Source organism: Streptomyces malaysiensis subsp. malaysiensis, assembly GCF_040653035.1.
Taxonomy (GTDB): Bacteria; Actinomycetota; Actinomycetes; order Streptomycetales; family Streptomycetaceae; genus Streptomyces; species Streptomyces malaysiensis.
On record NZ_JBEZNG010000017.1, the window covers coordinates 178968 to 187514 of the forward strand.

Here is an 8547-nt window from a genome sequence, read left to right on the forward strand (position 1 = left end):
GCTCTGCCGCCTGTCCCGCACGGTTTGCTTGACGAGTGAAAGACTTTCCCCACGCATGGGTGCACAGCAAGAAGACAGCGTCTGGATACGACGATTCCACCCGGCGCCGGAGAGTCGCGCCCGTCTGATCTGCCTGCCACATGCGGGCGGTTCTGCGTCGTTCTTCTTCCCGATGTCCCAAACGCTTTCGTCATCCGCTGATGTCCTGTGTGTGCAGTATCCGGGGCGTCAGGACCGGCGGCACGACCCGCTCATCGAGAACATCGATGAGTACGCCGACGCCATCGCCGCGGAGTTGAAGCCCTGGCTCGATCTCCCGATCGTCTTCTTCGGGCACAGCATGGGCGCCGTTCTCGCGTTCGAGGTGACCCGGCGGCTGGAGGAGGCCGACGCGGAGTTCTCCGCGCGCGCCCTCTTCGCGTCGGGCCGCCGGGCGCCGTCCCGTTACCGCGACGAGAATGTGCACCGGCGCGATGACGACGGTGTCGTACGCGAGATGAAGCTGCTGAGCGGCACCGATTCGCGCGTCCTCGGAAATGAGGAGATTCTGCGCATGGCGATGCCGGCGATTCGCGGTGACTACAAGGCGATCGAGACCTATCGCTCCGTGCCCGGCGCCGCAGTCCGCTCGCCGATCACCGCGCTGACCGGCGACAACGACCCCAGGACCAGCCTCGAAGAGGCGGAGGCATGGCGGTCGCACACCACCGCCGCGTTTGACATCCGGGTGTTCCCGGGTGGTCACTTCTTCTTGGCCGACCATCAAGAGCCGATTATGAGTCTCGTCGCGGAGGCGCTTTCGGGGCCGAGACCCTGAGCCGCCCTTCCGGAACCTGACCGACGTACTGGAAAACACCACTCGTCACGATCGATGCCCCCGGCGGCCCGTTGGAGGCGTCAAGTGGCTTCATCGGGGGATGAATTCTTTGCCTGCGAACCTCTTCGAATGGGAGAACCACCTCTCCGCGCTGCGCGAAATGCTGCGCGGCGCGACCCTGGGCAGGGGCCGGCTGGCTCTTGTCAGCGGAGCGGTGGCCAGCGGTAAGACGACGCTGCTGAACACCTTTGCCGAACAGGCCATCGAAAATGGCGCGTTGCTCCTGGAAGCGACCGGTTCGCGGGCCGAGAAGGACCTTCCCTTCGGGATTGTCCGAAAGATTTTCGATAACGGTGCGATGCCCGCCGATGTGCGATCCGAAGTGATCGCGCTGCTTGACGGGAACGCACTGGAAAGCACCGCCGCGGGGCGCATGCACGTGATGTCCCAGATTTCCTCGGCGTTGCTGCGGATGGTCGACGATCGCACTCTTGTCGTCCTTGTCGACGATGTGCACAGCGGTGACGATCAGTCCCTGCAATTCCTGCTGCACCTGGCCCGCCGGGTGCGTCAGGCGAAGGTTCTCATCGTCCTCACCGAATCCCCCCGACTTCGCCAGGAACAGTTCACCTTCCACGCCGAACTGCTCCGCCAGCCCAAGTGCGTACGCATGCGGCTGCACATGCTCACCGAGTCGGGCGTCGCCGAGGCGCTGTCCGGTTCGCTGTCCGCCACCGTCGCCGCCCGCCTCGCCCCCGAATGCCATCGCATCTCCGGGGGCAACCCGCTGCTGCTGCGCGCCCTGCTGGAGGACTGGCGGACCGTCGGCGAGCACGGTGAGGCCCAGCAGCGCCCCACCCCCGGCGAGGCGTTCGCCCACGCCGTCCTCGGCTGTCTGCACCGGGGCGAACCCGAGGTCCTCCAGATCGCCCGCGGTGTGGCCGTCCTCGGCGACGCCCGTTCCCCGCGACTGCTCGGCCAGCTCCTCGACCTGAGCGTCACCACGGTCCAGCAGGGCGTCCAGGACCTGCACCAGTGCGCCATCCTCGAGCACAACGGCTTCCGCGACGACGTGGCCCGTACCGCGGTGCTCGACGCGACCCCCACGGCCGACCGCGCCGCACTGCACGCCCGCGCCGCCCGGCTGCTGCACACCGACGGCGCCTCCGCGCTCGACGTCGCCCGCCAACTGGTCGCCGTCCGGCAGGACGCCGAGCGCTGGACCGTCCCCGTCCTGCGCGAGGCCGCCGAATTCGCCCTGGTCGAGGAGGAGCTGGAGTTCGCGCTCCGCTGCCTCGAACACGCCCACCACGCCTGCGCGCCCGGCCCCGAGCGCACCGCGCTCAAGGCCCGGCTGGTCAGCATCGCCTGGCGGATCGGCCCGGCCGCCGCCGAAAGCCATCTGCCGGAGCTCACCGAGGCCGCCGAACAGGGCCGCCTCGCCCCGCGCGACGTCGCCCCGATCACCTCCTACCTCGCCTGGTCGGGACGGCTCGACGGGGCCGCCGACGCCGTCGCCGCGCTCGCCCGCTCGGCCGCCCCCGGCGACGACCCCGCGATGACCGCGGCCATCGCCGCCTCCGCCCAGTGGCTGACGATGCTCAGCCCCCCGCTGCGCGACCGGCTCCCCACCGTCGGGGCCGGTATCACGGCGGCCGCCGCCGGGGCCCCGCGCGACATGGCCGACCTGGCCCACGCCCACGCCGCCGCCACCATGTCCGCCGCGCTCACCGAGGGCCAGGCCGACCGGGCCGTCATCGAGGCGGAGCGGGTCCTCCAGCGCTACCACCTGAGCGACTCCACCCTCCAGCCGCTGGTCGTCGCGCTGCTGGCGCTGGTCCTGGCCGGCCGGCTCGACCTCGCCCTGTCCTGGTGCGAACGGCTGCAAGGGGAGTGCTCCGCCCGCCGCGTCCCCACCTGGCAGGCCCTGCTGTCCGCCGTACGGGCCGAGATAGCGCTGCGCCAGGGCGACCTCCAGGTCGCGGCGCACCAGGCGCGCACCGCGATGTCGCGGATCTCGGTCCAGGGCTGGGGCGTGGGCATCGGGCTGCTCCTGTCCACCCTGATCCAGGCCGAGACCGGGATGGGCCACTACGACGAGGCCATGGCGCTGCTCGAACAGCCCCTGCCCGGCGAGCTCTTCCAGACCCTCCCCGGGCTGTTCTACCTGCGGGCCAGGGGCCGCTGCCATCTGGCCACCGGCCGCTACCACGCCGCGCTCGGTGACTTCACGGCCGCCGGTGAGCTGATGGACACCTGGCGGATGGACATCCCCCTGCTCTCCCCCTGGCGGCTGGACGCCGCCGAGACCTGGCTGGCCCTCGGCGACCCCAAGCGCGCCCGCGCACTGGCCGAGGAACAGCTGCGGCTGGGCCCCGACGACGCCCGGCTGCGCGGCGCCCTGCTGGTCGTCCTGGCCCGCACCGACGAGCTCAAGCGCCGGGTGCCCCGGCTCAAGGAGGCCGTCGAGATCCTGGAGAGCGGCGACGACCGCGTCCAGCTGGCCATCGCCCTCGGTGAACTCGGCCGTGCCTACCGCTCGCTGGGCGACTTCAACCGGGGCCGGGTGTTCGTCCGCAAGGCCTGGCACGTGGCCAAGACCTGTGGCGCCGATCCGCTGTGCCGTGAGCTGATGCCCCGGCACGCGGAGGCCGGCGAACTCGCCGCGGCCGCCGCCCAGCCGGGCCAGGGGACCGAGACCCAGCGCGAGGTGGAGGCCCTGACCGAGGCGGAGGTGCGGATCGCGGTGCTGGCCGCGCACGGCAACACCAACCGGGAGATCGCCTCCAAGCTGTTCGTCACCGTCAGCACGGTGGAGCAGCATCTGACCCGTATCTACCGCAAGCTGAACGTCAAACGCCGCCGGGACCTCCCCGCGAAGCTCTCGGACAGCAGCCTCACGGGCACGGTGTGAGTGCGGTCCTCGACCGTACGGGCCTGACCAGATCAACCCAGCTCAGGTCAGCTCAGGTCAGTAAACCGTGCTCCATGGCCTTCAGCACCGCTGCCGTGCGGTCGGACACACCGAGCTTCCGATATGAGCGCAGCAGATGCGTCTTGATGGTGGCCTCGCTGACGAACAGCTCGGCACCGATCTCCGCGTTGGTCAGCCCGCGGCCGACCAGCCGCAGCACCTCGCGCTCCCGGCCGGAGAGCGGGGACGGCTCGGGCGCCCGGCTGCGGAAGAGCTTGCCCGCGAGGGACGGGGTGAGCACCGTCTCGCCACGCGCCGCGGTCTGCACCGCGTCGATCAGCTCCTGCCGTGAACTGCCCTTCAGCAGATAGCCCGCGGCGCCCGCCTCCACCGCCCGCAGGATGTCGGAGTCGTCCTCGTACGTGGTCACGATGACCACCTTGCAGCCCGGCACCTGACGCAGGATCTGCCCGGTGGCCTCGACCCCGTCCATCCCGCCCATGCGCAGATCCAGCAGGGTGATGTCCGGCCGCAGCGCGACCGCCTGGACCACCGCCTCCTCACCGGAACCGGCCTGCCCGACCACCGTGATCCCCTCGGCGGAGTCCAGCATGGCGCTCAGCCCCTCCCGCACCACGGGATGGTCATCGGCCAGCAGGACCCTGATGGGGCTGCCCGGCCCGCTCGGCCCGCCCGGCGTACCCTCAGCCACTCACTGCCTCCCCGGTCAGCGCCGTCATCGGCACGCTCACCTCCACGGTGGTGCCCCGTCCGGGGCTGCTGGTGACGGATGCCACCCCGTCGATCTCCGCCACCCGGGCCTGCATTCCGCGCAGCCCGTAGCCTTCCTGGGTGCCGTCCGGGGTGAACCCCTCGCCGTCGTCGCGGACCAGCAGCCGGACGCCGCCCTGGTCGAAGACCACGATCACATCCACCGTACGGGCCTGTTTGGCGTGTTTGCGCACATTGGCGATGGCCTCCTGCACCGTGCGCAGCAGCACCACGCTCACCGCCATCGGCAGCGACTTCTCCTCGCCCATCACCGAACACCGCACCTCGAGGCCGGTCTCGGCGATCAGCCCCTCGGCCTGCCGGCGCACCGCCTGGGACAGCGAACCGCCGCGCAGCGCGGGCGGGGTGAGGGCGGCCACGAAGTCGCGGGCCTCGGCGAGCGACTCCTTGGCCACCCGCCCGGCCAGCGACAGATGGTGCACCGCCTGGTCCGGGGCCTCGCGCACCTCCGACTCGGCCGCCTGTACCAGGCTGATGATGCTGGTCAGGCCCTGTGCCAGAGTGTCGTGGATCTCCCGGGCCAGCCGCTCGCGTTCGGCGGAGATACCGGCCTCGTGGGAGAGCCTGGCCACCCGCTCCCGGCTGCGCCGCAACTCCTCGATGAGCTGCCCGCGCCCCTTGCTCTGCCGTACCACCCGCTTGATCCACAGCCCCAGCAGCACCGAGAGCGCGATGCTCAGCAACGAGATGGGCAACACACCCAGGACGCTCAGCCCCAGGTCCTCACCGATGAACGCCACCACCAGTACGGGACAGAGGTTGGCCACCGTGGCCAGCACCACCGCCCAGCCCATCGGCAGACTCATGATCAGCATCGGGATGACCGCGAACAGGGCGAAAGCGCCGATGAGGTTGAACGCGGTGGTGACACAGAACAGCGCCACCAGCCCCGCCGCGAAGACCAGGTTCCGCGGGCCGTAGGTGTCCTCGATCATCAGGGTGCGGCCGACCGCCGCGTACCACGGCACGGTCAGCGTCAGCGCGGCGATCGGGATGGAGTGGCTGACCTGGGAACCGCTGGAGAGGAAGAGGAGGATCGCCGTGACGAGATAGGAGACGGCGAAGAAGCCGTCCCACAGGCCGAACCAGCGGGTGCCGGACTCCGGACCGTAGTATGCCCCGGTCTGCGAGCCCTCCCCCGGAGAGTGATTGCGCACGGCTCAGTACTACCACGCGTGTCCACCGTGTCCACCGGTCGGTTGACAGCCGGAACCCACCGTTCAGTCGTCTCGCGGTGGCTCGTCCGCTTCTAGCGTTGAGCTAGGTGGGGCGGAGAACCGTCACACCGAACGCACATCACCGTTTGGCTTGGAGAACGTCGCATATGCCACAGATGAGCCAGTTCATGTCCGCACTGATCGCCAGTGGCACGATCCTCATCATCATCCTGGCGACCGACATCGGCCGCCGCCGCATCACCACGATGCGGATGGTGCGCTCGGTGATCGCCGTGGCCATCGTCATCGCGATCTTCGTCGAGTCCTTCCCGACCAAGGGCAACGACCTGTCCCTCCAGCTCGTGGGCGTCGGCACCGGCGTCATCTGCGGTCTGATCGCCGGAGTGCTGCTGCCCGCCTACAAGGACGCCACCTCCGGTGAGCTCTACACCATCGGTGGCATCGGCTACGCCCTGGTGTGGATCGTCCTCTCCGGCGGACGCATCCTCTTCGCCTACGGCGCCGAGCACTGGTTCACCATGGACCTGATCAAGTTCTCCATCGACTACAAGATCAGCGGCCAGGACACCTACGCCAACGCCTTCGTCTTCATGTCGCTGGCCATGGTGCTGACCCGTACCGCCGTCCTGCTGGCCAAGATGCGCAAGCTGAAGGGCCAGGACGCCGGGAGTGGTCAGCTGCCGCAGCAGACCGCCACCGGTGCGTCGGTCTGAACCGCCTGTTTTATAGTCCACCGAACCCCGCCGGGCCCGAACCCGGCACCCTTCAGACGCAAGAGCAGGGTGGAAGCAGTGGAACGCCATGACAACCTGAGGCTCCGACCGCCTCGGCACCGGGTCGACCGCCGTGCGATCGGCTGGTGGACCGTGCAGTCCGCGGTCTTCGCCCTGCCCTTGCCGCTCGTCTTCGGGATCCTGTGGGCCTCCATTCCCCCCACGCGTGAGTTCTTCATGTGGGCCACGCTGATCTCGCTGGTCCCCGGGCTGCTCTACATGGCCGTCATGCCGGCCTGGCGCTACCGGGTCCACCGCTGGGAGGCCACCGACGAGGCGGTCTACGCGGCCTCCGGCTGGCTCTGGCAGCAGTGGCGGGTGGTTCCGCTGTCCCGGGTGCAGACGGTGGACACCCTGCGTGGCCCGATCCAGCAGATGTTCGGGCTCTCCGGTATCACCGTGACCACCGCCTCCGCCGCGGGCGCGGTGAAGATCAAGGGCATCGACCACAAGCTCGCCGGGGATCTGGTCGAGTACCTCGCCAAGTGCACCCAGGCGGTCCCGGGAGACGCCACATGAGGTCCGAGACCACCGTGCGGCCGTCGTCCCACGCGGCCGGCGACTGGGGGCGGCTCAACGGGCGGCTGCTCCTGGTCAACCTCTCCATCCTCGCCGCGCCGGTGGCCATGTTCCTGGCCACCCTCGCGATCAGCGGCGGCAAGACCAACCTCCAGGTCATCATCACCCTCGGCTCGCTGTTCGTGACCTTCCTGGTCATCAGCGGTATCGGGCTGATGCGGCTGTTCACCACCCGCTACCGGCTCACCGAGGAGCGCTTCGAGCTCCATACCGGTCTGCTCTTCCGCAGCGAGCGGTCGATCCAGATCGGCCGCATCCGCGGTGTCGACCTCACCGCCAACCCGGTTCACCGGATCTTCGGCCTCACCACGCTGCGGATCGACAGCGGGGACCAGAGCGACGCCGCGGCGCGCAGGCTCGCCCTCGACGGCATCACCAAGGCCGAGGCGCTGGAGCTGCGGAGCCGGATCATCGCCCTGCGCGACGCCGGGCAGTCCCGGCCGGTGGCCGACAGCGACGGAGTCCTCAGCCGGCTGGACTGGTCCTGGCTGCGCTACGGCCCGCTGACCGTATGGGGCGTGGGCGGTGTCTTCATCGCCGTGGCCAGTACGTACCGCACCCTGAGCGAACTCCAGGTCGACCCGCTCGAACTCGGCGTCATCAAGGACCTCGAGAACCGCTTTGGCACCATTCCGCTCTGGTACGGAATCCTGCTGGCCGCCGTCGTCATCGTCGTCCTCGGCATGATCGGCTCCACCGCCACCTTCATCGAGAACTGGGCCGGTTACGAACTGCGCCGCGAGGACGGCGGAATCCTCCGCATCCGCCGCGGACTGCTGGCCACCCGCTCGGTGAGCATCGAGGAACGCCATCTGCGCGGCCTCGAACTCGTCGAGCCCGTCCCGCTGCGCTGGGCCAAGGGCGCCAAGCTCAACGCGGTCGCCAGCGGCCTGGGCAACCAGGAGGACAACCGCAGGCGCCGCGGTATGACCCCGCCCACCCCGCGCGGCGAGGCCCTGCGGGTCGCCGCGGAGGCGCTGCCGGTCGGCCCCGGTCTGATCGAGCGCAAGGGCCTCCTCCCGCACCCCAAGGCGGCTCTGCGGCGCCGGATCAACCGCGCCCTCATCTGGTCGGTCCTGATCGCGGCCGTCCCGGTGGGCCTCGGCCTGTGGCTGGGCTCCTGGCTCGTCGTCACCGGCGTCATCACCGGTGTGGTGCTGGTGCCGGTGCTGGTGGCGTTCGCCATGGGCGCCTACCGCAGCCTCGGCCACGGGCTGCGCGGCCGCTTCCTGGTGGCGTGCTCCGGTGCGTTCGCCCGCCGCACCGTCGCCCTCGAACGCGACGGGATCATCGGCTGGAAGCTCTCCCGGACGCCTTTCCAGCGCCGCGTCGGGCTGATCACCCTCGGCGCCACCACCGCCGCCGGCGAAGGCGTCTACCACGTGCACGACCTGACCGAAGGCCAGGGAATCGCCCTCGCGGAGACCGCGGTACCGGGGCTGCTCGCCCCGTTCATCGAGAGAGCCCCGGACCGCGGCTGACCCCCCAAGACCA

Annotated in this window: 7 protein-coding genes; 5 read left to right on the forward strand and 2 right to left on the reverse strand. The window is 69.9% G+C overall.

All coding sequences use genetic code 11. The features are described 5' to 3' along the window. The first annotated feature begins 55 nt into the window (after nt 1–55). Nucleotides 56–817, forward strand: a complete 762-nt coding sequence (locus AB0E24_RS29830; RefSeq protein WP_069864125.1) for a thioesterase II family protein — start codon at nt 56–58, stop codon at nt 815–817. Nucleotides 818–917: 100 nt separating this feature from the next. Continuing rightward, nucleotides 918–3731: a helix-turn-helix transcriptional regulator gene (locus AB0E24_RS29835; RefSeq protein ID WP_069864128.1), complete on the forward strand. Its 2814-nt coding sequence runs from the start codon at nt 918–920 to the stop codon at nt 3729–3731. Nucleotides 3732–3783: 52 nt separating this feature from the next. Here the strand turns inward: AB0E24_RS29835 and AB0E24_RS29840 are convergent, their stop codons facing one another. Together AB0E24_RS29840 and AB0E24_RS29845 are read right to left on the reverse strand one after the other, a co-directional pair. Next, nucleotides 3784–4443, reverse strand: a complete 660-nt coding sequence (locus tag AB0E24_RS29840) for a response regulator transcription factor (protein ID WP_079152982.1) — start codon at nt 4441–4443, stop codon at nt 3784–3786. Continuing rightward, nucleotides 4436–5680 (reverse strand): sensor histidine kinase, encoded by a 1245-nt coding sequence (locus tag AB0E24_RS29845; protein WP_079152983.1) that lies wholly within the window; start codon nt 5678–5680, stop codon nt 4436–4438. Before AB0E24_RS29845 ends, AB0E24_RS29840 begins: the two co-directional genes overlap by 8 nt. A 188-nt stretch (nt 5681–5868) precedes the next feature. On the opposite strand from AB0E24_RS29845, the gene AB0E24_RS29850 reads away from it, so the two are divergent. From AB0E24_RS29850 to AB0E24_RS29860, 3 genes are all read left to right on the forward strand, one after another. Then, the gene (locus AB0E24_RS29850) at nt 5869–6414 is read left to right on the forward strand and encodes a hypothetical protein (RefSeq protein ID WP_231981448.1); all 546 of its coding nucleotides are present in this window, start codon (nt 5869–5871) and stop codon (nt 6412–6414) included. A gap of 78 nt (nt 6415–6492) precedes the next feature. Continuing rightward, nucleotides 6493–6993, forward strand: a complete 501-nt coding sequence (locus tag AB0E24_RS29855) for a PH domain-containing protein (RefSeq protein ID WP_173963290.1) — start codon at nt 6493–6495, stop codon at nt 6991–6993. Beyond that, a complete protein-coding gene (locus AB0E24_RS29860) occupies nt 6990–8534 on the forward strand; it encodes a PH domain-containing protein (protein ID WP_069864140.1) in 1545 nt (514 codons plus the stop codon). The genes AB0E24_RS29855 and AB0E24_RS29860 overlap by 4 nt, the downstream gene beginning before the upstream one ends. The last annotated feature ends 13 nt before the right edge of the window (nt 8535–8547 follow it).